The organism is Desulfofundulus thermosubterraneus DSM 16057, assembly GCF_900142025.1.
Taxonomy (GTDB): domain Bacteria; phylum Bacillota; class Desulfotomaculia; order Desulfotomaculales; family Desulfovirgulaceae; genus Desulfofundulus; species Desulfofundulus thermosubterraneus.
Window position 1 is genome coordinate 46,051 of sequence record NZ_FQZM01000007.1, and the last position, 25,822, is coordinate 71,872.

Annotated in this window: 26 protein-coding genes; 24 read left to right on the top strand and 2 right to left on the bottom strand. The window is 52.9% G+C overall.

What is annotated here, in order from left to right; genetic code table 11:
* Positions 1 to 68 precede the first annotated feature (68 nt).
* Both nrdD and nrdG read left to right on the top strand, forming a co-directional pair.
* Positions 69 to 2,087 (top strand): anaerobic ribonucleoside-triphosphate reductase, encoded by a 2,019-nt coding sequence (gene nrdD, locus BUA65_RS03220; protein ID WP_072867334.1) that lies wholly within the window; start codon positions 69 to 71, stop codon positions 2,085 to 2,087.
* A gap of 24 nt (positions 2,088 to 2,111) precedes the next feature.
* Complete coding sequence (gene nrdG, locus BUA65_RS03225; protein ID WP_072867335.1) at positions 2,112 to 2,621, top strand: anaerobic ribonucleoside-triphosphate reductase activating protein; 510 nt, start codon at positions 2,112 to 2,114, stop codon at positions 2,619 to 2,621.
* A 108-nt stretch (positions 2,622 to 2,729) separates the two neighbouring features.
* Here nrdG and BUA65_RS03230 read toward each other — a convergent pair whose 3' ends face one another.
* On the bottom strand, positions 2,730 to 2,960 hold the full coding sequence (locus BUA65_RS03230) for an FmdB family zinc ribbon protein (protein WP_072867336.1): 231 nt from the start codon (positions 2,958 to 2,960) through the stop codon (positions 2,730 to 2,732).
* 227 nt (positions 2,961 to 3,187) lie between these two features.
* Between BUA65_RS03230 and BUA65_RS03235 the strand changes: the two genes are divergently transcribed.
* From BUA65_RS03235 to BUA65_RS03305, 15 genes are all read left to right on the top strand, one after another.
* Entirely contained in the window at positions 3,188 to 3,853 is a 666-nt protein-coding gene (locus BUA65_RS03235; RefSeq protein ID WP_072867337.1) for an IS607 family transposase, read from the top strand.
* Complete coding sequence (locus tag BUA65_RS03240) at positions 3,816 to 5,522, top strand: SSO2105 N-terminal domain-containing protein (protein WP_072867338.1); 1,707 nt, start codon at positions 3,816 to 3,818, stop codon at positions 5,520 to 5,522. Before BUA65_RS03235 ends, BUA65_RS03240 begins: the two co-directional genes overlap by 38 nt.
* A 318-nt stretch (positions 5,523 to 5,840) precedes the next feature.
* Complete coding sequence (locus BUA65_RS03245) at positions 5,841 to 7,403, top strand: MBL fold metallo-hydrolase RNA specificity domain-containing protein (RefSeq protein WP_072867339.1); 1,563 nt, start codon at positions 5,841 to 5,843, stop codon at positions 7,401 to 7,403.
* Between the two features lie 83 nt (positions 7,404 to 7,486).
* Complete coding sequence (pgeF, locus tag BUA65_RS03250; RefSeq protein WP_072867380.1) at positions 7,487 to 8,305, top strand: peptidoglycan editing factor PgeF; 819 nt, start codon at positions 7,487 to 7,489, stop codon at positions 8,303 to 8,305.
* 25 nt (positions 8,306 to 8,330) lie between these two features.
* The gene (locus BUA65_RS03255) at positions 8,331 to 9,041 is read left to right on the top strand and encodes a response regulator (protein WP_072867340.1); all 711 of its coding nucleotides are present in this window, start codon (positions 8,331 to 8,333) and stop codon (positions 9,039 to 9,041) included.
* A 3-nt stretch (positions 9,042 to 9,044) separates the two neighbouring features.
* Positions 9,045 to 10,436: a two-component system histidine kinase PnpS gene (gene pnpS / locus BUA65_RS03260; protein WP_114281452.1), complete on the top strand. Its 1,392-nt coding sequence runs from the start codon at positions 9,045 to 9,047 to the stop codon at positions 10,434 to 10,436.
* Positions 10,437 to 10,530: 94 nt separating this feature from the next.
* A complete protein-coding gene (pstB, locus tag BUA65_RS03265) occupies positions 10,531 to 11,292 on the top strand; it encodes a phosphate ABC transporter ATP-binding protein PstB (protein ID WP_072867341.1) in 762 nt (253 codons plus the stop codon).
* Positions 11,293 to 11,363: 71 nt separating this feature from the next.
* Positions 11,364 to 12,023, top strand: coding sequence for a phosphate signaling complex protein PhoU (gene phoU / locus BUA65_RS03270; RefSeq protein WP_072867342.1), 660 nt, complete (start codon positions 11,364 to 11,366; stop codon positions 12,021 to 12,023).
* Between the two features lie 107 nt (positions 12,024 to 12,130).
* Complete coding sequence (locus BUA65_RS03275) at positions 12,131 to 13,057, top strand: biotin/lipoyl attachment domain-containing protein (protein ID WP_072867343.1); 927 nt, start codon at positions 12,131 to 12,133, stop codon at positions 13,055 to 13,057.
* 18 nt (positions 13,058 to 13,075) lie between these two features.
* Positions 13,076 to 13,798: a YggS family pyridoxal phosphate-dependent enzyme gene (locus tag BUA65_RS03280; protein ID WP_084062018.1), complete on the top strand. Its 723-nt coding sequence runs from the start codon at positions 13,076 to 13,078 to the stop codon at positions 13,796 to 13,798.
* Positions 13,776 to 14,207 carry a cell division protein SepF gene (locus tag BUA65_RS03285; protein ID WP_072867344.1) on the top strand — a complete coding sequence of 144 codons (432 nt, stop codon included), beginning with the start codon at positions 13,776 to 13,778 and terminating at the stop codon, positions 14,205 to 14,207. The genes BUA65_RS03280 and BUA65_RS03285 overlap by 23 nt, the downstream gene beginning before the upstream one ends.
* A gap of 5 nt (positions 14,208 to 14,212) precedes the next feature.
* On the top strand, positions 14,213 to 15,043 hold the full coding sequence (gene proC, locus BUA65_RS03290; protein WP_341349599.1) for a pyrroline-5-carboxylate reductase: 831 nt from the start codon (positions 14,213 to 14,215) through the stop codon (positions 15,041 to 15,043).
* 12 nt (positions 15,044 to 15,055) lie between these two features.
* Entirely contained in the window at positions 15,056 to 15,319 is a 264-nt protein-coding gene (locus BUA65_RS03295) for a YggT family protein (protein WP_072867346.1), read from the top strand.
* A 72-nt stretch (positions 15,320 to 15,391) separates the two neighbouring features.
* Positions 15,392 to 16,126 carry a YlmH family RNA-binding protein gene (locus BUA65_RS03300; RefSeq protein WP_072867383.1) on the top strand — a complete coding sequence of 245 codons (735 nt, stop codon included), beginning with the start codon at positions 15,392 to 15,394 and terminating at the stop codon, positions 16,124 to 16,126.
* A 15-nt stretch (positions 16,127 to 16,141) separates the two neighbouring features.
* On the top strand, positions 16,142 to 16,435 hold the full coding sequence (locus BUA65_RS03305; RefSeq protein ID WP_072867347.1) for a DUF167 domain-containing protein: 294 nt from the start codon (positions 16,142 to 16,144) through the stop codon (positions 16,433 to 16,435).
* Positions 16,436 to 16,526: 91 nt separating this feature from the next.
* On the opposite strand, the gene BUA65_RS03310 is transcribed toward BUA65_RS03305, so the two are convergent.
* Entirely contained in the window at positions 16,527 to 17,375 is an 849-nt protein-coding gene (locus BUA65_RS03310; RefSeq protein ID WP_072867348.1) for a flavodoxin family protein, read from the bottom strand.
* A 208-nt stretch (positions 17,376 to 17,583) separates the two neighbouring features.
* Here BUA65_RS03310 and BUA65_RS03315 point away from each other — a divergent pair, with 208 nt between their 5' ends.
* The 7 genes from BUA65_RS03315 to BUA65_RS03345 all read left to right on the top strand — a co-directional run bounded on the left by BUA65_RS03315 (position 17,584) and on the right by BUA65_RS03345 (position 25,720).
* On the top strand, positions 17,584 to 19,572 hold the full coding sequence (locus BUA65_RS03315) for a sigma-54-dependent Fis family transcriptional regulator (RefSeq protein ID WP_072867349.1): 1,989 nt from the start codon (positions 17,584 to 17,586) through the stop codon (positions 19,570 to 19,572).
* 244 nt (positions 19,573 to 19,816) lie between these two features.
* The gene (locus BUA65_RS03320; RefSeq protein WP_072867350.1) at positions 19,817 to 21,262 is read left to right on the top strand and encodes a 4-hydroxyphenylacetate 3-hydroxylase family protein; all 1,446 of its coding nucleotides are present in this window, start codon (positions 19,817 to 19,819) and stop codon (positions 21,260 to 21,262) included.
* Between the two features lie 5 nt (positions 21,263 to 21,267).
* Positions 21,268 to 21,603 (top strand): hypothetical protein, encoded by a 336-nt coding sequence (locus BUA65_RS03325; protein ID WP_072867351.1) that lies wholly within the window; start codon positions 21,268 to 21,270, stop codon positions 21,601 to 21,603.
* A 117-nt stretch (positions 21,604 to 21,720) separates the two neighbouring features.
* Complete coding sequence (locus BUA65_RS03330) at positions 21,721 to 23,034, top strand: phenylacetate--CoA ligase family protein (protein ID WP_072867352.1); 1,314 nt, start codon at positions 21,721 to 21,723, stop codon at positions 23,032 to 23,034.
* Positions 23,035 to 23,151: 117 nt separating this feature from the next.
* Positions 23,152 to 23,916: an SDR family NAD(P)-dependent oxidoreductase gene (locus BUA65_RS03335; protein ID WP_072867353.1), complete on the top strand. Its 765-nt coding sequence runs from the start codon at positions 23,152 to 23,154 to the stop codon at positions 23,914 to 23,916.
* A 144-nt stretch (positions 23,917 to 24,060) separates the two neighbouring features.
* Positions 24,061 to 24,315: an SDR family oxidoreductase gene (locus BUA65_RS19160; RefSeq protein WP_207543843.1), complete on the top strand. Its 255-nt coding sequence runs from the start codon at positions 24,061 to 24,063 to the stop codon at positions 24,313 to 24,315.
* 79 nt (positions 24,316 to 24,394) lie between these two features.
* Positions 24,395 to 25,720 carry an MFS transporter gene (locus BUA65_RS03345; protein ID WP_072867354.1) on the top strand — a complete coding sequence of 442 codons (1,326 nt, stop codon included), beginning with the start codon at positions 24,395 to 24,397 and terminating at the stop codon, positions 25,718 to 25,720.
* Positions 25,721 to 25,822: the final 102 nt, after the last annotated feature.

A 25,822-nucleotide genomic window follows, 5' to 3' on the forward strand; every position in this document is an offset into this window, starting at 1 on the left:
AGATCTTTTACATAAAAAGGCAGGACGCTGGATATTTATCCAGACCTTAGTTAGAGGAGGAAACAAATTTGTTCAAGGTTATCCGCAAACGGGATGGGCGGGAAGTGCCCTTCGATGAGACCAAAATTACCGATGCCATCTTTAAGGCCGCCCGGGCGGTAGGGGGTGAGGACCGTCAGACGGCCATGGAGCTCACCATTGAGGTCCTCAAGATGCTCAAAAAGAAATACAACGGCCAGGTCTTCGGCGTGGAAGATGTCCAGGACGTGGTGGAAAAGGTGCTCATTGAAGCTGGTCACGCCCGCACGGCCAAGGCCTATATTCTCTACCGGGACAAGCGAACCCGCATCCGGGAAGCCAAAGGTGATTTAATGGATGCGGTGGAGGAAATCCTGGCGGAAACCAACCGGGAAAATGCCAATGTGGGCAATTCCCCCTCGGCCAAAATGTTGCAGATTGCCAGTGCAGCCAGCAAGAAATATTACCTTACCCGCCTTCTGGACGAGGATTTTTCCAATGCCCATATGCGGGGAGACATCCACATCCACGATCTCGACTGGTACGCAAAAACCTTGAACTGCCTGCAACTGCCCCTGGACAGGCTGTTAACCGAAGGCTTTAATACCGGTCACGGGTATATCCGGCCCCCGAAACGGCCAACTTCGGCTACAGCCCTGGCGGCAATCATTTTGCAGAGTTCACAAAACGATATGTTTGGCGGGCAGTCCTTTCCCTTCTTTGACCGGCAAATGGCTCCCTTTGTAGAAGATGCTGATGAAAGCGAGACATTCCAGGCCATGGAAGCTCTGGTGTACAACCTCAATTCCATGCACTCCCGAGCGGGGAGCCAGGTGCCGTTTTCCAGCATCAACCTGGGCACCGATACTTCCGAGGCCGGGCGTAAGGTAACCCGCAACTTGCTTTTGGCCTACGAGGCCGGGCTGGGGAGAGGGGAAAACCCCATTTTCCCCAATATCATTTTCCGTGTACAGAAGGGGGTCAACTTTGAACCCGGGGACCCGAACTATGATTTGTTCCAGTTAGCCATTCGGGTAGCCAGCAAACGGTTGAATCCTTCCTTTGCCTTTATGGATTCTTCTTTCAACCGTCCTTACGGTGATCAGGTGGCCTATATGGGCTGCCGTAGCCGGGTGATGGCTAACAGGCGGGGCCCGGAGGTCACGCCGGGTAGAGGGAACCTGTCCTTCACCACTATCAATCTGCCCCGGCTGGGCATAAGGGCCGAACGAAATCTCAAGCGGTTCTATGGGCTTTTATCGGAGGTTATGGACCTGGCAATCAGGCAGCTTTACCATCGCTTCCGGGTGCAGGCCAGGCTCAAGGTTAAGGACATGCCCTTTGTCATGGGGCAGGGCATTTACCTGGGTTCGGAAGGGCTGAAGGATGACGATTGTATCGAACCGGCTATTGTCAACGGCACCCTGGCAATGGGCTTTATCGGTCTGGCCGAAGCCCTGGTGGCTTTAACCGGGCGGCATCACGGCCAAAGCGAGGAATCCCAGGCCATCGGCCAGGAGATTGTGGCCTTTATGCGCCGGCGTATTGATGAGGCCTGTGAGGAATATGACCTGAACTATACCCTGTTGGCCACACCGGCCGAGGGGCTTTCCGGGCGATTTGTGTACTTAGACCGGCGGGAGTTTGGCATTATTCCCGGGGTGACGGACCGGGAATATTACACCAACTCTTTCCATATACCGGTATACTATCCCATTAGCAGCTTTGAGAAAATCAGCCTGGAAGGCCCCTACCATAAATATTGCAATGCCGGGCACATCAGCTATGTGGAAATGGCCTCGCCGCCGGTACACAACCCTGAGGCGGTGGAAGCCATTATCCGCCACATGGCTGCCAGCGACATGGGTTATGCGGCCATTAACTTCCCGGTAGACTTCTGTACCAGCTGCAACTTAATGGGCGTAATTAACGAAAACAATTGCCCCCGCTGCGGGTCGGCAGCTATTCGGCGGGTGCGGCGGATTACCGGTTACCTTTCCACCGTCGACCGCTTCAACGACAGCAAGGTGGCGGAATTAAACGACCGTTTGCCCCACAGCTTGAGTTAGATGCTCTGGCGAGGAGAGGTACTTATGCAGTTACGTGTAGCCGGGATAATTAAGGAAAGTGTGGTGGACGGGCCTGGCCTGCGGCTGGTGGTTTTTGCCCAGGGTTGCCCCCGTCGCTGTCCCGGTTGCCATAATCCCCATACCTGGGATCCGGCTGGGGGCACTTTGGTTGAGGTGGAAGAAGTTCTGGCCATGGTCAAGAAAAATCCCCTTTTAAAAGGGATAACCCTATCCGGGGGCGAACCTTTTGCCCAGGCCGGTGCCCTGGCCTATCTGGCCCGGCAGGTTCGCGCCTTGGGCCGGGATGTGATTACTTATACGGGCTATACCTGGGAGGAACTCCTTGAGCTCGCCCAAAGGGATGGGGCGGTAAAAGAGCTTCTGGGGCTTTCCGATTATATTGTGGACGGTCCCTATATCCATGAAAAAAGGGATCTGGAACTGCCCTTCCGTGGTTCCAGCAACCAGCGCATTATCGATGTACCCGCCTCCCTTGCTTGTGGCCAGGTAATCATCGCTTCGTGGGGCGGGTAATCAAACAAGAACAAGGCAAGTACATGGTGGCGGTACTTGCCTTATCTCATCACGTTGTCAAGGGTTTTGTCGTCTCTATATGGAAAAAGGGGGTTAGACCCCCTTTTTTCAATGTCCGCAGGTAGCGCAGCTTCCCCCGGCGCAACCGCCGCAGCTGCTGCCACCACTGCTGCTACCGCCGGCATCCCGGTTGCCCGGGGAGGCAAAGCTGCTCATCACCCGGTTTGCGCCGGTGGCCTGGCATGCCGGGCATACCTGATGCTCACCACTTTCTCCCAGCGAGCATAATTTTTCAAAGCGGTGACCGCAGGTGTTGCAGCGAAATTCATAAATAGGCATTCCGTAACACCCCTTTCCCCATTCACAGCCGGGACTTCCCGGCTATTTTTAGCTTACGCCGCGGACCGGCACCTGTCAAGGAAGACCTTTTTCATTGGGTTAGAAGGGATTGTTCTCGTTGAAAGGGAATTAATATAAAACTGATTTAAGCAGTTAGGAGGTTTATAGCAGCTACCAACAGGCCAACAAATATTGACAAAACATAACAAAACAGCTACCATAAAGTTATGGAACTATTAACCATCAGTAAAGCAGCAAAAAAATTAGGCGTTCACCCCAACAGCCTGCGCAATTGGGAAAAGCGCGGCTTAATCAAGCCCGTCCGTCTGCCCGGGGGCCAGCGCCGGTACTCTCTGGACGAACTCAACAGGCTCTTGCAGTCCGGCCAATTGACTGACGGGCGAGAGACAGTCGTGCTATACGCTCGGGTGTCCACAAAAAAGCAGGCCGACGCGGGCAATCTGGACCGTCAGATGGAACGATTGCGGCAGTACGCCCGGGAAAACGGTTTTACCATCAGGGCGGAATTCACGGACATAGCCAGCGGCCAGAACCAGAAGCGCCGCGGTTTAGCCAACGTACTCAAACTGGCCGAGCAGGGCGAGTATAAGAAGCTCATCATCGAATATTCCGACCGGCTGGCCCGGTTTGGTTATGAATATATCGAGCGCCATTTAAGGTACTGCGGCGTAGAAATAATCGCCATTGCGGAAAAAGAGCCGGAGGACGCTCATACTGAGCTGGTCCGGGACCTTTTGGCCATAGTCACGACCTTTTCGACCCGGTTGTACGGCGCCAGGGGAGGCAAGAAGGTCAGGCAGGGGTTTCGGGAGCTGATAGCGGGAGTGGAGCGGGATGAAAAAACGGGGAAAGAACAAAAAGAAACTCATTGAATCTGACGATGGCATAAAGTACACCGTATGCGGCGAATGGTTCCCCTTATTCTGGGACTATCATCCCGACCCTTACGGCAAGGAAGACGAAACGCCTCTGGACACAGAGATGCGCCTTTTTTGTGCCTGTACCCGCTGGGCGTTCAACCGGCTGCAGGAAGGCCGTTCCCGTGAAGAGCTTAAAAGAGAAGGCCAGAAGTTATTTGGCATAAACTCCCGTTTTTGTGACGATGCCGTGTTAAAGGCAAAAGCCGTCATTGAGTCGCAGAAGGAACTTCTGGCACTGGAAATCGAAGAAACGGAAACGAAGCTGGCCCGTGCCAGGAAGAAACTCGGCTGGGCGGAAAAAGACCTGGACAAAGCGGTTGAAGCAAACGACCTGGTAAAAATCGAGAAAGCTAAGCACGCCGTACACGGGTGCAAAGCACGGGTCAAAAAACTGAAGACGAAGCTGGATGAGCTGAAGACCCATCAAAGTAACGGCACCATACCTGCCGTAGTTTTTGGGGGCCGTTCTTTGTGGAAGGGGATCTGTAAAGGCCGGGTTTCAAAAGAAGAGTGGCGGCAAGCCCGGCAGAACAGGCTTTTTGCCCGGGGAGACGAAACCAAAGGTGGGAACCCGAACATCAAAATAAGCTATCGCAATGGAGAATTTGCCTTATCCGTAACCGTCTCACATCTATCGGAACAAATAGGCACAGACAGCAGAGGCAGACCGGTAATGACGAGGGCGCCCCGGGTGGAGGGAAAGCTCTGGCTGCCGGAGAAGCACCGGTTGAAAGTGTGGGAGTTGCTCTTATCGGGCGCGCCCTACACTGTGGAACTGATCAGAGGTGGGGACGGCCGGTACAGGGTGCACATTTCCTTCGCCATAACAGCACCTGAACCGGTGACGAATCCCAGCCGGGGCTATCTGGGGATGGACACCAACCCGGACGGGATAGCTCTGGCCAACGTCGATTATTTCGGCCAGCCGGAACCCTGGCCGGAAGGATTCACTGTACCACATCCGAAGGCCCTGCACAAATTTGCCGGGGAATTCCAGGTGACGGTACACCCGAACGGTTTTCTTTACATTAAGGTATCCGAACTAGCTTACAGCCGGGGGTACCGGCGCACATACTTAATTGGCGTACTGGCCAAAGTGGTGGTGGACATAGCAAAAGCTCTGGGCAAGCCCATTGCATTGGAGGACCTGTACTTCGGGAAAGACCGGCTGGACACGAACCGGAAATTCAACCGCATGGCGGTCAACTTTCCGTTCAGGAAGATAATCGAGGCCGTCATGGGGAGGGCATTCAAGGAAGGTATCGGAGTAAAGCCGGTCAGGCCAGCGCACACGTCCACTATAGGCTATTACAAGTACATGGAGCGGTACGGGGTAATTATCCACCACGCCGCCGCATTAACTATCGCCCGGCGTGCGATAGACTTTAGAGATCGTATTACCAACGAGTTGAAGCAAAAAATTCTAGCCGTCAAAGAGAAGCTGATCCGGAAGGTTGGTTCCTTACCTGGGGAAGGAAAAGGGATGACCCGGAAGGTGAAGCGGCTCTTCAAGCGGCTGGACAAAAAGATTCCCGTATATAACGGTTTGGATCGTTACAAGCAGGAATCGTTTTATTCTGTCTGGCACGACTTGAAGGAGCTGGTTTTGCTGAGTAGGTGACCCCGTTTAGCCGGTATCGGATAAACCGGTAGGCCGTACCTAACAGGTCGCGGGGGGCGTTCGGTATTTAAGAAACTTGAGTGCTGAACCGCGAAACAGTCAACATTGATGAAGGCGCAAGCCAGAAGTGCCTGTTTTGCGCAGTTCTCCCGTTCGGGTGTAACTCCCGGGGCCGAGGTCTCCCTGTCGCTACAGTCTGCTCCCAGGGGCGGGCAAATCCAATCCGGAAAGGAGCGAAAGCCTGGTCATGGGGAGGCCGCTTAACAAGGAATGGTACAATGTATCAGGAGTTGTTAGGTTTTTTGAACCAGGAGTTACATGCGTGTTCGTTTTCTGGGGGCTGCCCAAACGGTCACGGGCTCCTGCTTTCTTTTAGAAGTGGGACCCAACCGGCTGATGGTGGATTGCGGCATGTTTCAAGGGCCCCGGGTTTTGAGGGAGCGCAATTATCAACCTTTCCCTGTTTCACCCCTTAGTGTAGATTATGTTTTGCTCACCCACGCTCATATTGATCACAGCGGTTTAATTCCCAAGCTGGTGAAAAGCGGTTTTCGTGGCAAAGTGCTGGCCACGCCTGCTACCATTGACCTTTGTGCTGTTATGTTGCCCGACAGCGGGCACATCCAGGAAATGGAGGTAGAAAGGCTTAACCGCAAGGCCGCCCGGGCCGGCCGCCCGCTCATAGAACCAATTTATAACGTTGAAGACGCCAACCGGGCCATGAATTTTTTCCAACCAGTGGATTACGGCCAGACGGTGAATCTTACCAAAGAAATCGGCGTGCGCTTTTTAGAAGCGGGTCACATCCTTGGTTCGGCCATGGTGGAGCTTACGGTCAAGGAGGGGCGACAAGAAACCAAACTTCTTTTTACCGGGGATTTAGGGAAAAAGAGCAAGCCCTTCCTTAAAGATCCCTCATTTATCGACCATGCAGATTATGTATTCATGGAATCCACCTATGGGGACCGGATGCACCCGGGCCAGGAAGATCATTTAAATCTGCTCCACGATATTATCTGGGAGACCTATCGTAAGGGCGGCAATTTAATTATTCCCGCTTTTGCTGTGGAACGCACCCAGGATTTAATTTATTATCTTAATCTTCTCATCGTCAACAACCGTTTCCCGCCCATGAAAATTTATATTGACAGCCCCATGGCCGTGGCGGCCACAGAAGTTTTCAAAAAATATACACCTTATTTTGACCAAGAGACCCAGGAGCTTATAGCCCAGGGGAAAGATCCCCTAAACATGACCACCCTTGAGTTTACCCGCACCACCGAAGAATCCATGGCTTTAAACAAAATTAAAAGCGGGGCCATCATCATAGCGGCCAGCGGCATGTGCGAGGCCGGCCGGATCAAGCACCACCTGCGCCACAACCTGTGGCGTCCCGAATGTACGGTTCTTTTTGTTGGTTATCAGGCCCCGGGAACAAAGGGCCGCAAGATAAAAGACGGGGCAAAATACGTGCGCATTCACGGGGAAGAAGTGGCCGTACGGGCGACCATTAAAAGTATCGATAGTTTTTCTGCCCATGCGGATAAAGAAGAATTGCTGGAATGGTTGGGACACTTGCAAAAACCCCCCACCAGGGTTTTCCTGGTGCACGGGGAACCTTCTTCCATGAATGTTCTGGCGCAGGATATTGCCCGGCGTTACGGTTATTCCGTGCACGTTCCCGTGCTTGAGGAAGAAGTGCAGCTTACCCCGGCTTTGCCAGTGGGCGAGGAGGAGTTGCGCCGGGCATATGACGCAGTGGCTAGCCGTTTGCAGGATGTGCTGGCCAGCGGCCTGGGCAGAGGGCATTACCAGGAGATTATGGAACAGCTGGACCATTTGAACGCCCTGCTGGCATCCATTCAAAAGCAGGCCAGTTAATTACATTGCCTAAAACAAGGCGTACAGATATAATTATGGTGTAATCGGGAATTTTCCCGGTTTTTGGGGAGGGATTGATTTCCGTGCCCGGTTACCTGTGGAGAGAAGAAGGGACGGTTAAGTGGCTGGTCTGGAAAGCCTTCCTGGACACCGGCTTGGTGAGCCATGGCTTTACCACCCGCCATGGCGGTTTCAGTACCGGGGAATTCGCCACTTTAAATATGGCCTTTCACGTGGGGGATGACCCTGATCATGTGCTGGCCAATCGGGAGCGGGCCTGCCGGGCTTTGGAAATGAATCCCGCACACCTGGTGGCCGGCCAACAAGTCCACGGGGACCGGGTGGCGGTGGTCGGGAAGATTCACCGTGGCCGGGGTGCCCGGACAACGGAAAATGCTCTGCCCGCCACCGATGCCCTGATTACCGGGGAACCCCTGGTACCCCTGTCCAGTTATTATGCCGATTGCGTGCCGGTTTTCCTGCTGGATCCGGTCAGGCGGGTGGTGGGTCTGGTACATGCGGGTTGGAAGGGGACTTACCTTGATATTGCGGCCAAAACGGTGGAGGCCATGGGCCGTTTCTTTGGCAGCCGACCCGGGGATTGTCTGGCGGCCATTGGCCCCTCCATTGGACCCTGTTGCTATGAAGTAGACATGCCCTTAGTTAACCTATTTAAACAACATTTTCCCTTCTGGCAGGAACTTCTATTTCCCAATCCGTCCGGCAAATGGCAGCTCGACCTTTGGGAGGCCAACCGGCGCATTCTGGTGGAAGCCGGCCTTGTGCCGGAAAACATTTTTTTAGCCGGTGTTTGCACCTGTTGCCGGCAGGATCTCTTTTTTTCCTACCGGGGGAGTGGTGGGCGTACCGGGAGGATGGCGGCCCTGATCATGTTAACTTAACCGGCCGCTTAAAGGAGGCGAGTATATGGCTAAAATCCTGGTTGTGGATGACGAAGAGCATATTGTGGAGTTAATCCGCTTTAACCTGGAAAAGGAAGGTTACCAGGTACTAGCCGCCACTGACGGGAATACAGCCATCGAGATGGCACGCTCCCAGCGGCCCGATCTCATCCTCCTGGATGTGATGTTGCCTGGACAGGATGGCCTGGCGGTCTGTCGCACCTTGCAACGGGAAGCCGAAACCAGGCATATTCCAGTGATCATGATCAGCGCCCGGGGGGAGGAGCTGGATAAGGTCCTAGGTCTGGAAATGGGAGCCGACGACTACGTCACCAAGCCTTTCAGCCCGCGGGAGCTGGTGGCCCGGGTCAAAGCCCGGTTGCGCCGGGTGCCTGGGGAAGGCGAAGGCAGGGGTGTTCGCCCTCCGGGGGGGAGACTGGTCCGCGGGCGGCTGGTAATTGACCCGGATCGTTTCCTGGTTACCGTGGACGGCGTTAAACAGGACCTAACTCCTAAGGAATTCGAGTTGCTGCGTTTTCTGGCTAGTGAGCCGGGAAAAGTTTTTTCCCGTGAATACCTGCTGGAACAGATTTGGGGTTACGATTATGCTGGGGACTCCCGGACGGTGGATGTGCATATACGCCATATCCGTCAAAAGCTGGAACAGGTGCCCAACGCACCCCAGTATATTGAAACAGTGCGTGGGGTGGGTTATCGCTTCCGGGAGGTGCCTTAAGGAGTGAAGCTTAACTTCCTACGGGGTATTTCCTGGCGGCCGGTGGTCAGTTATTTTTTCCTAATGGCCATCTTTTTTGCCCTTTTGCAGCTTTATGCCGCTAAAAAACTGAGCGTATTAGGGGCTTTATTTATTATCCTGCCCCTATCGGTATTACTGGCCTGGCTATTATACCAGAGGGTCATCGGTCCGTTAAATGAAATCATTGCCGCGGCTAGGGATATGGCCCGGGGCAACCTGGACCGGGAACTGCATATTTATACCCAGGATGAAATAGGAGAACTGGCCCGCAGCATTAATGACATGGCCCGTCAACTGCGGAACACTATTGACATGATCACCGAGGAAAGGAACCGGGCCCGCGCCATTTTGGACAGCATGGCCGACGGAGTAATTGCCCTGGATCGGGAGGGCCGCGTGCTGCTCATAAACCCGGTGGTAGAGGAAATATTTGACTTAAGGCAGGAAACCTGCCTGGGGAAAAAAATCCTGGGAGTTATCCGCAACTATGACGTGGAGCGCTTGTTGCGCAAGGCTCTGGAGACGCAAAAGCCCACCAGCGAGGAAGTGAAGATTTTCGGGGCCGGTCCCGACCCCCGCATTTTTCGCCTCCATGCCACTCCTTTAAAAGGTTCTGGCCGGGAGACCGGGGGAGTAGTAGTGGTCCTGCGGGATATTACCGAACGCAAAAAACTGGAACAGATGCGTACGGAGTTTGTGGCCAATGTTTCCCATGAACTGCGTACTCCATTAACTTCCATCAAGGGTTTCTTAGAAACCCTTCTGGACGGGGCTATGAATGATCCCAAAACTTCCCGCCAGTTTTTAGAAATAATGAGTCAGGAAACCGAACGCCTGACCCGTCTGGTGGATGAGCTGCTGGATCTCTCCAAGATTGAGGAACGACGGGTGGTGCACCGCTGGCAGCCGGTGAATTTGGTAGACATTATCAACCGCGTTGCTTCCCTGTTCCGGCCGCAGGCAAAGGAAAAAGCACTCACCCTTTCCCTGGAAGTGCCCCGGGATCTGCCCAGCGTATATGGTGATCCCGATATGCTTGCCCAGGTGTTAATTAATTTGTTGGACAACGCCATTAAATATACCCCGCCCTGGGGCAGCGTAACCATCCGGGCCATGGTCCTGGAGGATCAGTTGAGGGTAGAGGTAGAAGATACCGGCCTAGGCATTCCTGCCGAAAGCCTACCCCGTGTATTTGAACGTTTCTACCGCGTGGATAAGGCCCGTTCCCGGGAACTGGGGGGCTTTGGTATCGGCCTGGCCATTGTGAAACATATTATCCGTGCCCATGGGGGCAAGATTGAGGTGGAAAGCACCCCTGGCAAGGGAAGCTTGTTTTACTTTACCCTGCCTCTGGCTGAACCGGCATCCCGTTAATTAAAAAATAACCTTATTTGTAAACCATAATTAACATTCCTTTGTTAGAATGGGCCACAATAACAAAAATGAGGTGACTTTAGGGGGGTGCCCGATGGAGGAACGCGTGAAAATTGCCGTTAAAGATTTAAACCTTTATTATAAAGATTTTCAAGCCCTGAAAGATATCAATTTAGATATAAAGGCTAATAAAATTACCGCCCTTATTGGGCCTTCCGGTTGCGGTAAGTCAACCTTTTTGCGTACTTTAAACCGGATGAACGATCTTATCGAGGGAGTGCGGGTAGAGGGAACGGTTTTGCTGGACGGTCAGGATATCTACGCCCCCGATGTGGATGTGGTTTACTTGCGCAAACGGGTGGGAATGGTCTTCCAGCGTCCGAATCCCTTTCCCATGTCGGTTTATGATAACGTGGCGTACGGTCCGAGGGTTCACGGTATCAAGAACAAGCGGTTGTTGGACGAGATTGTAGAAAGAAGCCTTCGGGACGCGGCCCTGTGGGATGAGGTGCAGGACCGCTTATTTAAATCAGCCCTGGGCCTTTCCGGTGGCCAGCAGCAACGCCTCTGCATTGCCCGTCTCCTGGCGGTGGAACCGGAAGTGCTACTGATGGACGAACCCAGTTCTGCCCTGGATCCCATTTCCACCCTGAAAATAGAAGAGCTGGTCCAGGTGCTAAAAAAAGATTACACCATTGTAATTGTTACTCATAATATGCAGCAGGCCGCCCGGGTTTCGGATATTACCGCGTATTTTTTAAACGGCGAACTGGTGGAATGGGGGACGACGGATGAAATCTTTACCCGTCCGAAAGATCAGCGGACAGAAGATTATATTACCGGTCGATTTGGCTAGGAGTTTGCCGGTCGCCTGCGAATTTTGGCGCAAAGGACGAAAACTTGCATGTTTTTGCGGGAGGGATGACCGTGAGTCCCCGTTCTTCCTTTGATAAAGCCCTGGCCGAACTTCAGCAGGATATCCTGCGCATGGCCAGTCTGGTGGAACAGGCCATTTATGATGCGGTACAGTCTCTGGTCAAGCTGGATGTAGCCGGGGCGGCCCAGGTAATCATGGGCGATGAGATGATAGACGAACTTTACCTGGAAATTGAAGATAAATGCGTAAAATTGATTGCTACCCAACAACCCATTGCCCGGGATTTGCGGGTGGCCATTACCGGGATCAAAATTCTTTTAAGCCTGGAACGGATGGCCGACCATGCGGTGGACATTGCCCGGGCCACCATGTGTTTGAGCGGGCAGCCATTGACGGTAAAATGCCTGGAATATATCCCTCAAATGGGACGGCTTGCCCAGCAGATGGTTAAAGATGGACTGGACGCCTATGTTAATGGTGATGTTCAAAAGGCCAAGGAGATGTGTGCCCTGGATGACGAAGTGGACTATATCTTTGCTAAAGTCTTCCGGGAACTGATCAACGGCATGATGGAGAATCCTAAAACAGTGATGCAATCGGCCTACCTTCTTTACGTCAGTCGCTATCTGGAAAGGATTGCCGATCATGCCACCAATATCGGGGAGGCCGTCATTTACTTGGTCACGGGTGAACGCCGGGAACTAAACTAATTTCTTAGCCGGGCGCCAGTTGCCGGTGCTTTTTCGCAGGATTTAATCCACAAGCCGTCGAATAGGACAAGTTACGTATCTCCATCTAATCTTGGCAGGTGACGGGGTTGATTTCCCTGTTCCGGGCCAGCAAAATATTTCCCCTGGTGATCCTTGTGTCGGCGGTTCTTTTTTCCATCTGGTGGCTGGGTAACCGGGTGTGGAACCTGGTCGAGACACGGCAGGTCAGGCTGGAATGGTTGGAGGAGGACAAGGTTTCCCGTACCATTACCACCTCCGGCTGGCTGATTAAGGAAGAGCGACTGCTACACTCACCGGGAAGGGGCCAGTTAAGGCTGCTGGTGGGTGATGGGCAGCGGGTGCGAGCAGGAGAAGCAGTGGCAGAGATCCTTCTGTCTGATAATGGTGACGTCAAAAAAAAGATGGTTGTTTATGCACCCTGGGGAGGGGTTTTTTGCAACCATATCGATGGACTGGAAAAGGTATTGCGGCCTGGAAATGCATTAGAAATGGAAGCCGTGGAAAAACTGGGGGCAAAGTCCTTTTCCCTCGCTACGGGTGACCGGGTGGAAAAAGGGCAGCCGGTAGGTAAGCTGGTGGATAACCTGTCCGGCATGTGGTACTGGTGCCGTGTTCCCCAGGAGGAAACCAATGCTGGAAAATGGTCTTCCGGGCAACAGGTGGTCGTTCTATGGCGGGGGCAGCAAATATGCGCCCGGTTGGAGAAAATTACCGGGAAAGAGATGCTTTTTCTGTTACCCGTTTATCCCGGCGACCTTGTCCAACAGCGCCATGTCCAGCTTGAGCTGGTGGCAGGAGAAGTGGCCGGTTATCTGGTTCTTCCCCGGGCGGTGGTGGAGCGGGACGGGCACCCCGGGATTTATGTCATTTCCCGGCGCAGGGCCACCTGGGTGCCCGTTCAGGTCCTGGGCGAAACGTCAGGACGGGTGGTTATTTCCGGCCGGGGTCTATCTACCTGCACCCGCTATGTGGCCAACCCCTTGTGGGTCCGGGAGGGAGACAGGCTGGAATGAGTGCTGGGGGGAAAGATATTGGGAGTCAGGGAAAACCTTTCTCATGTAATTGAGCAGGTCACAAAAGCGGCTAAAAAGGCCGGCCGGGATTCCGGCTCGGTTAAGCTGGTAGCAGTGACCAAAAATGTTTCCGTCGACATTATGCGGGAAGCGCTGGCAGCAGGAATAAATGCCTTTGGGGAAAACCGGGTGCAGGAACTGGTGGCCAAACAACCCCAGCTGCCGGTTGATGTGGAATGGCACCTTATCGGTCATCTGCAAACGAATAAAGTTAAATATGTTATTGGCAAGGTACACCTGATCCATTCCCTGGACAGCTGGCGCCTGGCCCGGGAAATCAGCCGCCGGGCCCAGGAGCGGGGTTTAACGGTGGAAGTGCTGGTGCAGGTAAATATATCCGGGGAAGAAACCAAATACGGTTTACCCCCCGGGGAGGTGAGGAGCTTTATTGCGGAGGTGGCAGGGCTTCCCGGTATTCGTGTGCGCGGGTTAATGACCATTGCTCCCCTGGTTCCCGATCCCGAGCAGGTAAGGCCAGTTTTTAGGGAAATGTATCAAATGGCCAGCTGGCTTAAACAAGAGCTGCCGGAGTTACCGCTGGATTTTTTGTCTATGGGGATGAGCAACGATTTTACGGTGGCCGTAGAGGAAGGGGCTAATATAATTCGGGTGGGTAGCGCCATTTTTGGACCTCGACCAAACCTAAGGAGGGATAACCATGGCGAAAAAATTGGTGGATAAAGTCCTCGGTTTAATGGGCTTTGAAGAGGAGCCCCTGGAAGAAGAGGAAAGGGAGCGCTTCCGGGAGGAAGATTCTGTGCCCCAGGTAAAGCGCAAGGGGCAGGTATTCAGCTTACACACCCAGCGCCAGGTGCGGGTCATTGTGGCAGAACCCCGGGCTTTTGAAGATGTGCAGAGCATTGCTGAACATTTAAAAAACCGCCGCCCGGTAGTGGTTAATTTGGAGCGGGCTGAAAGCGAGCTGGCCAGGCGTGTAGTGGATTTTGTCAGTGGAGCTACATACGCCCTGAACGGGAGCATGCAAAAGGTAGGCAACGGAATTTTTCTCTTTGTGCCAAGTAATATGGATATAGCCGGTGACATTAAAGAATATGGAGAGCGGGGGATTTTCCCCTGGATGGGCGAGTAACGGGGGTGTTCCTATTGTCATTGACAGGACTTGCCATTGGTTGCCTGGGGGGCGGGGCCATGGCCCAGGCCTTGCTCACAGGATTAATTAAAAGCGGTATTCAGGCCCGGAATCTGTATGCAAGCGATACCCGCCGGGAGCGACTGGAGTTTTTACACCGGGAGCTGGGTGTACATACGCGGGAGAGCAACAAGGATCTGGTTAAGGAATCAGATGTGGTTATTCTGGCGGTTAAACCTCAAGTAGTAGAGGAGGTTTTGAAAGAAACAGGGGGCATATTTCAGCCCCAGCAAACCCTCATTTCCATTGCCGCCGGTATTACCACTCAGTTTATTGAAAGTTTTCTCGCCCAACCGGTACCGGTAGTCCGCGTCATGCCCAATACACCCTGCCTTTTGGGAGCCGGTGCCAGTGCCCTTTGTCTCGGTACCCACGCCGGTGTTAGGGATCGCGAGCGGGCCATGGCGATATTCAGCGCCGTCGGTCGGGCGGTGGAAGTGCCGGAAGGATTGATGGATGCCGTGACAGGGCTTAGCGGCAGCGGGCCTGCCTATATGTATGTTATCCTGGAGGCGCTAGCCGACGCGGGAGTACGGGTGGGCCTCCCCCGGGATGTAGCCCTTTTGCTCAGCGCCCAGACCATGCTGGGAGCCGCCCGGATGGTTTTAGAAACCAACGAACACCCTGGTCGCCTGAAAAATATGGTTACCACACCGGGGGGTACGGCTATTGCAGGTGTCTTTGCCCTGGAAGAGGGAGGATTGCGGGTAACCCTCATGCGGGCGGTGGAAGAAGCGACCCGCCGTTCCCGGGAACTGTCCAGTGGATTAAAATAAAAGGAGAGCGCTATGAGTCTAGAACGCATTATAAACGTGGCTTTCCAGGTATATACCTGGCTGATCTTTATCCGCATTATTTTGTCTTTTATCCGTCATAACCCCTATCATCCTCTGATCCGCTTCGTTTATGAAATTACCGAACCTGTGCTGGGTTTCTTCAGGCGCTTTATTCCTCCCGTGGGAATGCTGGATTTTTCGCCCCTTGTGGCTTTCTTTGCCCTTGAGTTGCTGCGTCAGGTAATTCTCAACGTGATTAGAGCCCTGGGGTTGTAGTCCTGAAGGGGTGAGGAAGTGCTAGACAAGGAGTTTTTGCTATACCGTGCCAAAACCCAGGAGGAAAAAGAAATGCTGTCCCGGGTTTATGACCTGGTGCAGCAAGTTTTGCGTACCCGCCAGCCGCGAGTAACCGATTTCCTTGATCCTTATCATGCCGGTCTTGTGCTTATGGCTTTAGAAGGGGTTCCCGATCTGGCGGTACGGAGTGATGGTGGTTACCCGGGCGCCGAGCGGGTGCGTATTCTCATTTATCCCGATTATCTAGAGCCCCGGGAGGAGGATTGGCGATTGGCATTTTTATCCATCCAGGGTTCCTTTGAACAACAGATGCCTAGCCACAGGGATTTTCTGGGGGCTATGCTGGCCCTCGGCTTGCGCCGGGAGAAAATTGGGGACATCCTCCTGCATAACGACCAGGCCCAGGTGGTTGTGACAGAAGAAATAGCTCCCTTCATTCGGTCACAGCTTGCCCGGGTGGGTCGCATTTCCGTGACCGTGCACCAGATTTTCAGAGAGCAACTCTATCCTCCCCCCCGCCGGGTTCGGGAAATCAAGGCCACTGTGCCTTCCCTGCGTCTGGACGTGGTGGCTGCTGCCGGTTTTGGTACTTCCCGTACCCGCATGGCCCGGGAAATTACTGCCCAGCGAGTTAGCCTGAACTGGCAGATCTGCAGTGAGCTCTCCCATACGGTGCGGGAAGGGGACATTATTTCCGCCCGGGGACGCGGCCGGGTGCAGGTGACCCGGGTTACGGGAACCACTAAAAGCGGCCGCCTGGCACTCATCCTACACCGTTATGTCTGACGGGGTGACGGGTTTATGATCTTCCTGCTGGAAGAAAAGGGAGCAGTAGTATTTAAGGTGCGCGTTCAGCCTCGGGCGGCTAGAAATGAGTTGGCCGGGGTGTTTGAAGACGCCCTGAAGGTCCGTTTGACGGCGCCCCCGGTGGGAGGGGAGGCCAACGAAGCCTGCCGGGATTTTTTTGCCCGGCTGCTGGGAGTGCCCAGAGCCCGGGTGGAAATCGTGACCGGACATGCCGGGCGTAACAAGCTGGTGCGGGTGCAGGGGGTTTCTGTCGAAAAGGTGCGCTCTTTGATGTCAGCCCAAAGATAGGCTCGGCTAATCGCATCAACCAAAAGCTTCATTCTTTAAAAGAGTGGAAGAGGTAATGCACCGTGTTAAGGAGGCGCATTACCTCTTCCACTTACGTTTTATACCTGGTCAGCTGTTTCTTGATCTGCTCCCGCCGGGCTAAATAACGGTCGCGGCTGGGAACAATCCACTCATTGAGATGGTGGCGACGATGTTCTGCCGTCCAGAAATGGCCATGGGGGTCCGGCGGGTCGGTTACGAAGCGCAGGCCGCTTTCATCTGGAACCAGCCGTCCTGTGGTATTACATACCACACAGGTAATCCTGTCCTGCCCGTTGAGGCGAAAAGCGCGACTGTAACAGTTGCCGCACTGCTGCTCTTCCGGAGGACGTGCCTCGATTTCTCCGGATAGGGCCCTGGCTACCCGCCGGCCCAACTCGCGGGCCCGGGTAACGTTTTCGGGTTCCAACAGAACCTCCCCGGGCCCGGGAGCATACGCTTCCAGGTAGTCGATGACCCGGTAGCCGTAGGCCAGTGGGAAAAGGTTTAGAAGTTCTACCCCCAGCGGGTTCCACTTTCTGTTGCCGGCTACACTGATGGTGGCGGCCACCCTGGTACGACCGGCCAGATCTTCAAGGTGGGGGGAGAGGCTGAGGGCCCGATCCGTTACCAGCTTGACTATTCCTGCCGGGCCCAAAAGGTAGGTGGGTGCGGCGATGATTAACCCGTCGGCCTCCAGGACTTTCTCCAGTAAAACCCCCAAGTCGTCATTTTTGATGGCACAGGACCCCTTGTAGACACAGGCCAGGCAACCCCGGCAGGGTTCGAATCGCAGGTCGGGCAGGCGTAAAAAGGATACAGCCGCACCAGTTTTTTGAGCCTCGTCCAGCGCTTCGCGCAGGAGTACCTCGCTATTTCCCAGGGGACGCCGGGAACAGCAAATGCCAAGTATGGTGGCCATTGTTTGCGAACCTCCCAAATTAGCGATTACTATGGCGGAGTTTGTTAAAACTTAGATAGTTAACTGAAGTTAATATACCATTTATGGAAAAATTAATCAATATTTTGTTATCTAAGTATAAAGTAAAGAAATAAAAGGTGATTTTTAGCTTGTTGTTGAATAATACAGATAAGTATTAATTATCAAATTTTAGAGGGGTGCACCAGTGATGGTTCCGGTTCAGGAAGAATTGCGGGCCGCCTGGCATGCCTTTGTTGCTGGGAACGAAGATGGCTTACAAATGCTAAGGCCTGTCGTGCGGGAGTCGTGGGAACGCTGTCGGCGCGCCGGTGTTAACCCATATCAAAAGGTGGTTCTCACCGTACTGGATCCGGAAGCTCTGGCGGCGCGCCGTGAAAAAAATAGGGAGTGGCTGGAAATTGCTCGCCCGGTAATGGAAACCTTATACAGGTTTGTTGCCGGGTCGGGTTTTGTGGTTGCAGTCGCTGACTGTGAAGGCTACTTGCTGGAAGTAATTGGTGATCCAGAAGTAGTTCAAGCTATTGCAAAAGGGAATTTCGTACCAGGGGCCAATTGGAGCGAGCCGAGCGCCGGTACCAATAGCGTTGGCACTGCACTAATTATGAATCAACCATTACAAATTTTCAGCTACGAACACTATTGCATCTGTTCCCACCGGTGGACCTGTTCTGCGGCGCCCATTCATGATCCGGATGGCAATCTGATTGGTGTGTTGGATATGACCGGGTCCTTTGAAAAGGTCCATCCCCATACACTGGGAATGGTGGTGGCAGGTGCGGATGCCATTGAACGGCAAATGGCCATGAAAAGGGCCTGGCGGGAGCGGGACCTGGCCAACCGGGTTCGGGAGGCCCTGATGGAATCAATTTCAGAAGGAATCCTGGCCACGGATTGCAATCGAAGAGTCATACACATGAATCAGGAGGCTGCTCGCCTTTTAGGTACAAAAAAAGAAAAAGCGGTAGGGGTAGACGTTTGGAAGGTCCTGGGTGGTGAGGGGGCGGATTGGGAATCAATTGTAAGCGGGCAGAAATTTATCACCGACCGGGAACTGGATGTGACCACACCTTTCGGGACCGTAAAGCTAACCGTGACTTCCCGGCCCATTCGTGGTAACGACGGGCAATGTGAGGGTATCGTTATGATTCTGAATGAAATTACCCGCGCCCGGAAGTTAACTCAAAGAATGAGCGGGGCAGTGGCCAGGCTCACCTTTGACGATATGGTGGGTGAGGATCACAAGTTCCGAGAATCCTTGCGCCTTGCCCGTGCGGCAGCGAGCAGTGACTCCACGGTATTGCTGCTGGGGGAGAGCGGCACCGGTAAAGATATCCTGGCTCAAGCCATTCATAACGCCAGTCAACGGGCGAAGGGGCCGTTTGTGGCCATTAACTGTGGGGCCATTCCAAGGGACCTGATTGGAAGCGAGCTTTTTGGCTATACGGAAGGTGCCTTCACCGGCGCCAGGAAGGGAGGGAGTCCCGGTAAATTCGAACTGGCGGACGGGGGAACCATTTTTCTGGATGAAATTGGGGATATGCCTCTGGAATTGCAAACTACCCTTCTCAGGGTACTGGAGCAAAAGGCCATTACCCGTATTGGCGGTTCTACGGTATTGCCTGTCAATGTACGTGTCATTGCGGCTACCAACCGGGACCTGGCTGCAGAGGTGGAACGGGGAAACTTCCGGCGGGACCTGTATTACCGCTTGAACGTGGTTACCATCCGACTGATTCCTCTCAGAGAACGCCAAGGAGATATTGAACTTCTCCTGTGGCATTTCCTGGAGCGGTTGGGTAAGCGAATGGGAAAACATGTCCTTTCGGTGGATGAGAGGGTTTGGCCCCTCGTTAAAGCCTATCCATGGCCCGGCAATGTCCGTGAGCTGCAAAATGTGGTGGAGAGGGCCCTGCACCTTGCCGGTGGTCTGACGTTGCGACCGGAACACCTGCCGGAGGAAATCCGCAGGGTCCAAGACAACCTGCAGGCACGAAAGGATCTTTTACCAGTACCGGACTACGAAAAGCAGGTAATTTTGAAATTGCTCGAGGAAAATAAGGGTAATCTCTCACGGGTGGCGAACCAATTGGGCATAGCCCGGACTACCCTGTACCGGAGGATGGCCAAATACGGACTGCGTTGCGATCGGGATCAATATAACCGGACAAATCAATAGTGAGCAGGTTTATGAGTACCCAGGACAGAAATGTTTTGTAGCGAAACGCTACGCTGTAGCGATCCAAAACATTTATCCCGGTTAAGCCAGGGTGTTAGGCAAAGGAGGCGTATGACCTGAACGCCTCTTTTGCTTTTAGTTTTCGGGATTAGGGAAGACAGATGTGTCGAGCTGGTAGGCTGGCACAGGACTTGCCTGAAAAAGAATAACAAGGTCTATCCCGGCAAGAAATAAGGAGGAGATTATGGTCATGAAAACAGGCTCCGAGTACATCGAAAGCTTGCGCAGACTTAAAACAAAGGTATACGCCTTCGGGGAGCGGGTAACGGACCTGGTCGATAACCCGTTATTCCGGCCCCACATCAACGCGGCAGCAGTAACTTATGACATGGCTCATGATCCAGTAGCCGAAGACCTGGTGACGGCCGTTTCTCACCTTACCGGTAAGCGTATTAACCGCTTCACCCACATCCACCAAAGTACGGAAGACCTCGTAAAAAAGGTAAAGATGCTCCGCATGATTGCCCGGCGTACGGGTACCTGTTTCCAGCGTTGTGTGGGGTTCGATGCCCTCAATGCTTTGTATTCCGTTACCTATGAAATGGATCAGAACCTGGGAACCAACTATCACGAACGTTTCAAAGAGTACCTTTTATACGTTCAGGATACGGACATTATGGTTGCCGGTTCCATGACCGATCCCAAGGGGGATCGCAGTCTCCGGCCCTCGCAGCAGGTGGATCCGGATCTCTATGTACACGTGGTGGAGAAGAACGAAAAAGGCATCGTTATCCGAGGTGCCAAAGCCCACCAGACAGGAATTGTGAACTCCCACGAAATGCTCATCATGCCCACCACAGCCATGACGGCCGAGGACGCCCAGTATGCCGTAGCCTGTGCTATTCCGGTAGATGCCCCCGGTGTCATTCACATCTTTGGACGGCAGACCAATGACTCCCGTAAGAATGGTCAGATTGACCAGGGGAATGCCCGTTATGGTATAGTGGGAGGTGAAGCACTGACAGTTCTGGAAAATGTCTTTGTTCCATGGGAGCGTGTGTTTATGTGTGGCGAGTGGCAGTTTGCCGGTACCCTGGTGGAGCGTTTTGCCTCATACCACCGGCAGAATTACGGGGGCTGTAAAGGTGGCGTAAGTGACGTGATTATTGGGGCTACAGCACTTATCGCGGACTATAATGGCGTTGCCAAAGCATCCCATGTGCGGGACAAGCTCACGGAGATGATCCATCTAACGGAAACTCTTTATGCCGGTTCCATTGCCTGTTCCGCCGAAGGCAGGCCCACCCCTTCCGGCGCCTATTTTGTCGATCCATTGCTGGCTAACATCACCAAGCTAAACGTTACGCGGTTTATCTATGAGATTTGTCGTCTCAGCCACGATATTGCGGGCGGATTCATTGCCACATTGCCCTCGGAGCAGGATCTTCGCTGTCCAGAAGTTGGCCCCTATGTAGAGAAATATTTCCGGGGTGTGGCCAGTGTCCCGACGGAGGACCGGATCCGGATTGCCCGGCTGATTGAAAACATGACCGGCGGTACCGCCCTGGCCGAAAGTATGCACGGAGCCGGTTCTCCCCAGGCACAGCGTGTAATGATCATGCGCCAGGGTAACCTGGAGCAGAAGAAGAAACTGGCCAGCATCCTGGCTGGTATACCGGAAAGGGACTGATCCCCTTGACAGAAAGGAAGCTGACGGCCGGTGTAAAGTACTGCGGGCACTGCAACCCGCAGGAGGACGGCCCGGCTCTGGTTCGTAAATTACAGAGCCGGCTTCCGGAACTGAAGGTGGTTCCCTGGAATGACCGGACCTATGACGTCCTGCTGGTGGTAAGTGCCTGCCCGTCCGACTGTGCCACCCGGCCGGCCTTTAACGGTCCCCGCATAGAAGTGGCCGCCGGCGAAGTGCGTTACTGGCAGGTACCGCCAGGACATCCGGCGGAACATTTGTTGCAGACCTGTCTGGAGGAGGGCATCAAAGTCTTCCGGTTTCAAGCCGACCGGGCTGAATAATCCCGGGTGCTAAATGTAAAGCCCAGGGTTAGACCCTGGAAGTGAAGTTTAGTATTTGCGTTGTCTTTGTGTACCTGACAAATGATAGTTATTTGTAGAGTAAAGGGAGGAAGCATTATGGCAGATTATTATCAAAAAGAAATAGAAACTATGTCCAGGAAGGAACTGGCAGAGTTGCAGTTTGAGCGTTTGAAGTGGCAGGTCAACCGGTGTTATCAAAATTCCCCTTTTTATCGGGAAAAGTGGCAGAAAGCGGGATTTGAGCCGAGATATTTAAGAACTCTTGCTGACATCAGAAATATTCCAGTAGTAACCAAGAATGAGCTGCGGGATGAACAGGCCCAGCATCCCCCCTTCGGCCGGTTCACCATGGCTCCCCAAAACCTTTGGCGGGAATTACACCCATCTTCAGGTACTACTGGTAACCCGGTCAACACTATCTGGGCCGAGCAAGATGTAGCCAATATTACCGACGTAACCGCCCGCATGATGTGGGGTTTTGGCGTCAGGCCTGGGGACATCGTTCAAAACGGGTTTAGTTATGGTTTGTGGGTGGCGGGTATGTCAAGCCACTATGCGGCAAAGAAGTTGGGCTGCTTTGTCATACCCATCGGTGCCCAGATGACTAATAAGCAAATACAGTACTTTAAAAATCCCGGATCCCATGTACTTTTGTGTACTCCGTCTTTTGCCCTACATATTGCCGAAAAGATGGCTGAAGAGGGATTATCTCCGGATCAAATTCCCTTGCGGATAGGAGCTTTTGGCGGAGAAGGCGGTACTCAAAATGCTTCTACGCGTTCCCGGCTTGAATCCGGCCTGGGCATTGATGCCTACGATTTTTATGGACTAGCGGAAATTGGCCCCACCTTTGCCGCAGAATGCACCGCAAAAGCTGGCCTGCACTGGGCGGAAGACCATTATCTCATTGAAATTATTAATCCCGAAACCATGGAGCCCTGTGCCGAAGGGGAAATTGGTGTGCTGGTGATTACCCACCTGACCCGGGAGGCCACGCCAATGGTGCGCTATTGGACCAACGACTTGGCCAAATTGATCACTGAACCTTGTGCCTGTGGGAGGACCCATGCTCGGTCACCGGGAGGTATTTTAGGACGGGCTGACGACCTTGTGGTATATAAGGGAGCCAAGTTCTACCCATCGCAGGTGGAAAAGGTAATTCGCAGCTTTGATTGCCTTAGTGATCAATACCGTATTGAGTTGACCCATGATGAGGAAAGGGGAGTTGACATCTGTACTGTGGTGGTCGAAAGAACCAAGGAAATTCTTGAGGAAGATTTTGTTCCTAAACTAAAAAAGGCACTAAAGGAAGAACTTATGGTTACTCCTGAGGTTTCCATACAACCTTATGGGTACATTGAGCGTACCGCTTTTAAAGCAAAAAGGTTATATGATTTGAGAAAGAAGTAGATCCAATTAAACTCATTATATCCAAAGAATTTCAAATATTAACAAATTACTTCATTAGCGAAACTGCTGCATTTCTATGAACATTGTCTAAACATTTTCGGAGAAGGGGAAATTGGCATGAACTTACCCACCTTCAGTTTAAACGGTAAGGTGGCTCTGGTGACAGGATCCACTAAGGGAATTGGCTACGGCATTGCTTTGGCCTTGGCCCAGTCAGGAGCAGATCTCGTTATAGTCAGTCGCAATCAGGCCGATTGCGACCGTGTGGCCGATGAAATTCGTGGCATGGGCCGCCGGGCTATAGGTGTCGCCACCGATGTAACCCAAAATGATCAGGTGCAGAAACTGGTGGAAAGGACCGTGGCGGAATATGGTAGGATTGATATTCTGGTGAACAACGCCGGTACTGCCATTACGAAGAGGGCAGAAGACCTGATGGAAGCGGATTTTGATCGGGTGGTGGCCCTTGACCAGCGGGCGGTCTTTTTTGTGGCCCAGGCCGTGGGCCGGCAGATGATCAAGCAGGGCGGCGGTCGAATCATCAACGTGGCCTCCATCCTCGGACTGGTGGGTGAACGCCAGGTGTTGCCCTATTGCGTGGCCAAGGGTGGTGTCATCCAGATGACCAGGGCACTGGCACTGGAATGGGCCAAATACAACATCAACGTCAATGCTCTCTGTCCGGGTTATGTTATTACCCCGATGAATGAAGCTGACCTCAAGAATGAAAAAATTTATAACCATCTTATCAAAAACATTCCGATGCGCCGCCTGGGACAGGTTGAAGACATGGTAGGAGCTGTAGTCTTCCTGGCCTCGGATGCCGCCAGTTATATGACTGGCCAGTGCCTGGTCATTGATGGGGGGTGGACGGCCCAGTAACAAAATCAGAGTATTACCATAAATTTATATGCCTACAGGGGGGGGTGGATGTTATGAAAGCAGCACGTTTTTATATGCCACATGAGCCATTACGATTGGAACAAATCCCTGTACCACAAATAGGTCCCGATGATGTACTAACTATTGGATGTCAAAGCTACTGGAATCTGCGGTTCTGATATACACATTCTGGAAGGGGTAACCCCTCTAGTTAAGCAAGTCATGGAGAACAGGGAATGGTACGAAAAAGTAAGGCAACAGAATCCGCTCAAAAGGTTTGGAAAACCAGAGGAAGTCGTGGGTCCTGCAGTCTTTCTTGCCTCAGATGCCAGCAGTCTTATAACCGGCAGTCTCATCTTGCCAGATGGCGGTTGGCATTGGTTTGGAGGTTCCGTCTAAATGTGTAGTTATGGGGCTATCTGAAACAAAAAGTGGTGTCGGGCCAAACGTGCAACAATGGTTGCAAGGAGGTTAAACGATGGAAACTGCACGAGACAAATTAGGTAAGGTATCCCGCTATCGTTGGGTAGTACTTATTGTAATCTGGTTAGTTTACATTATTAACTATTTCGACCGTACTTCGGTACTTACTTTTCTGCCGCTGATTAGAAAGGATCTGGGTCTCACGGCGGCACAGGCTGGTCTTGGGGCATCCTTATTTTTCTTCGCATATGCTATTGCTCAGTTTACCGGCGGGTGGCTTGCTGACCGCATTGGTCCGAAGAAGGTGATGTATATTGCCATCACCACCTTTACGGGCGTTACCTTTGTAACAGGGTTTATCCGCAATTTCACGCATTTTATCCTTGTTCGTCTTGGTCTTGGTTTTTTCGAGGGTCATCATTTCTCTCCTTCTCATAAGGTCATTGCTAACTGGTTTCCCAAGGAGGAAAAGGGTCGAGCTGCCGGTTTCTTCTCAACTTCCTGGGCTGTAGGACCCGCTGTTATACCGATTATCATTACATGGTTAGCGGCGTATTATGGAAGCTGGCGACCGGTATTCTTCTGGCTGGCCGTTCCGGGGATTATCGGTATCCTGTTGCTCTGGTACTTTGTGGCTGACAGGCCGGAAGAAGTGGTCAGGCGGGGCCGGATGACCCAGGCGGAGGCTGACTATATTGAAGCTGGTGTGGTGTCGGAGTCAGCAAAGGGAAGTTCCAAAGGTGGGCTGGCTGTCGTAGCCAGGGATGTGTACTTCTGGATGTACTGCATCGTTTTGTTCATGAACCTGGCAATCTACTGGGGCAGCACCACGTGGATTTCCTCCTTCCTTTATGAACAGCACGGTTTTAGCCTGAAAACTATGGGTGCCCTGGTTTCCCTGCCCTATGCTGTAGCCTTTGTGGCTATGATTGTGGGCGGCTGGCTTACAGACAACGTGTTTAATAACAAAACGCGTCCTGTATTGCTAATGTCTTATATCGTAAGCATACCGGTTTTGCTCTATATGGGAATGATTCCCAAAGGCCATGTATCCACAATTATAGCTATGTTGGTCTTAATGGGTTTCTTTGTAAACTTAAGCTTCGGGGCGGTTTACGCCTATCCGCAGATCCGTTATCCGCGAGAGGTTGTGGGCAGTGCGGTAGGAATTTCTAACGGGTTTGGCCAGTTCGGTTCCTTTGTGGCTCCGCTCATTGCCGGTTATCTGGTGGTGGAGAAGGCTGGCGGAGGGGCTTCTTACACTAACGTGTTTATCTTCTTTTCGGCGATGGCCGTGATTGCTGCCGTGCTTACCCTTTTCCTGAGTGAGAAACCGCTGACCGCTACCCTGCCGAAATCCGAATCCACAGTAAAAGCATAAGTAATATACGACGCATGGCGGGTGATGACGCTAAAAGTCATCACCCCGCCGTCATTTACCCGTTCCAGGTGTGAAGCCAGCAGGACAAGATTGCCTTAAAAG